The organism is Halobacillus sp. BBL2006, from assembly GCF_000786645.1.
GTDB lineage: Bacteria > Bacillota > Bacilli > Bacillales > Halobacillaceae > Halobacillus.
Window position 1 is genome coordinate 1 of sequence record NZ_JRNX01000857.1, and the last position, 2,141, is coordinate 2,141.

General features: G+C 46.3%; 3 protein-coding genes and 1 pseudogene. All 4 read right to left on the reverse strand.

Annotated elements, in window-relative coordinates; genetic code table 11:
• Nucleotides 1-219 (reverse strand): annotated as a pseudogene (locus LD39_RS20490) (N-(5'-phosphoribosyl)anthranilate isomerase); the annotation flags it as partial.
• Entirely contained in the window at nucleotides 216-980 is a 765-nt protein-coding gene (trpC, locus tag LD39_RS20495) for an indole-3-glycerol phosphate synthase TrpC (protein ID WP_035553041.1), read from the reverse strand. The gene trpC and the pseudogene LD39_RS20490, both read right to left, overlap by 4 nt.
• On the reverse strand, nucleotides 973-1,995 hold the full coding sequence (gene trpD / locus LD39_RS20500) for an anthranilate phosphoribosyltransferase (RefSeq protein ID WP_035553044.1): 1,023 nt from the start codon (nucleotides 1,993-1,995) through the stop codon (nucleotides 973-975). Before trpD ends, trpC begins: the two co-directional genes overlap by 8 nt.
• A partial coding sequence (locus tag LD39_RS22855) for a chorismate-binding protein (RefSeq protein ID WP_156112701.1) occupies nucleotides 1,992-2,141 on the reverse strand: 150 nt, incomplete at its 5' end. The genes trpD and LD39_RS22855, both read right to left, overlap by 4 nt.

The following is a 2,141-nucleotide window of genomic DNA, read 5'->3' on the forward strand; positions in this document are numbered from 1 at the left end:
GACTTCTTCAATTTCATCAAGCGTCGGCTCAACGAAGACACCGACAAGTTTTTGTTTCGGACGAATTTGTTTGATCCAGCGTCCTACTTGCTCCGGACGCACATACCGCTTCGTTCTTCTCACAAAAATGAAGCCAAGGTGGGTCGCACTTGATGAGGATGTTTTGGCAACATCAGATAATGAACGATTTCCGCAAAATTTCACTAACGGCTCTCTCATGAAGCACTTCCTCCCATCATTAATGTGTGGACGGCTTGTTTAATGTTTTGCTGCCGCATTAATGATTCCCCGACAAGCACAGCTTCTGCACCGTATCCGACGACTTCCTGCACATCTTCGTATGTGAATACACCGCTTTCGGAAACAAGCAGTGATTCTTCAGGGGCAAGCTTCGCCATCCTTTTCGTTTGACTGAGCTTCGTCTCGAATGTATGAAGATTACGATTGTTGATTCCCAGGATATCTGGAGTAAACTGAGCTATCACATTTTCAAGCGTTTCTTCACTGTGGACTTCGACTAATGCTTCCATTCCGAGTTCATGCGCCTGTAAGTACAACTCATGAAGTTGCTTGGCTTCTAATGCTTCGCCGATCAGCAAGATGGCGTCTGCACCAATGTAGGCACTTTCGGCAACTTGAAGGGAATCTATGATGAAGTCCTTTCGTAAGACGGGAACATCAACGACTTTTTTAATGTTCGTCAAAAAGTCACGATGCCCCTGGAAAAAGTGCTGGTCCGTTAATACAGAAATGGCCTGCACGCCTGCCTCATTATAATCATGAGCGATTCGGACAGGATTGAAATCCTCTCTGATAATTCCTTTTGAAGGAGAAGCTTTCTTTACTTCCGCAATTAGTCCCGCCTGATAGGGAGAGTTTTTCAATGAGTGGTATAACGATTGATGTGTGAATGTTTGTTCTTCTGGAAGAAACAGACGATCGATTTCCTGTCTCTTCACAGCTAGTATGGTTTCAAGCATATTGGCGATTCTCCTTTTCAACAGCAATGGATTCGAAGTAGGCTAAAGTCACTCCAGTCTGAATGGCTTTTTGCACCTCTTGAACTCCTTCGCGAAGATCCTTCACTTTTCCTGCTACATATAATCCCGCCGCAGCATTCATCGTCACGATCGTCATCGCGCTTTCATTTGCCTCGCCCGCCAGGACTTCATGAATCATGGCGGCACTTTCTTCGGTTTTACTAATCTGAATATCCTCAAGACTGCCTCTCTGCAATCCAAAATCCTCTGGTGCAATGGTAAATCTGGTAATCTCTCCGTCTTTCAATTCAACGAGATCGGTCTCTCCGGTTACGGTAATTTCATCAAGTCCGTCGCGGCCTGTAGCGAGCAACACGTGTTTTGAACCTAATTTATGAAGCGTTTCTGCCATTTTCTCTGCATAAGCCGTGTCATAGATCCCGAGAAGCTGACGTTTCGCATTGGCCGGATTGGACATCGGTCCAAGCAGATTGAAAACAGTGCGAAAGCCTAATTCCTGTCGAGCTGGTCCTGCATGCTTCATCGCCTGATGGTAGATCGGCGCGAACATGAAGGTCATCCCTTTATCAGCAATCGCTTTCGCTCCTTGTTCAGGTGTGCTGTCGATCGGAATCCCCAGTGTCTCCAAGACATCTGCACTGCCGCTCTTGGATGATACTTTACGATTTCCGTGTTTCGCTACTTTCACCCCCATACTTGCCAGCACAATGGATACAGCGGTTGAGATATTGAAAGTGGAAGCTCCGTCTCCACCGGTTCCACATGTATCGACAAGTTCGTCGTCTTCTGTTTCGATCTTCGTCATGTTCTCTCTCATCGCTCGAACGAAACCGGTCATCTCTTCTACCGTTTCCCCACGATAGCGCATGATGCTTAACATGCTCATCAACTGACCTGTCGTCATATTTCCGTTCATGATTTGGTCCATTGTTGTAAAAGCTTCCGTTTCGTTCAAAGTCTCTCCAGCTACTACTCGGCTCAATAATTCTTTCATTTACTCTCCACTCCTTCTCTACTCGGCTCAAAAACATGCTCAGCTAACTGGATCGTTCTCTTAAGCGCACTCGCTTTGTTTAACGTTTCCTGGTACTCTGCTTCCGGATCAGAGTCTGCCACGACCCCTGCACCTGCTTGAATGTA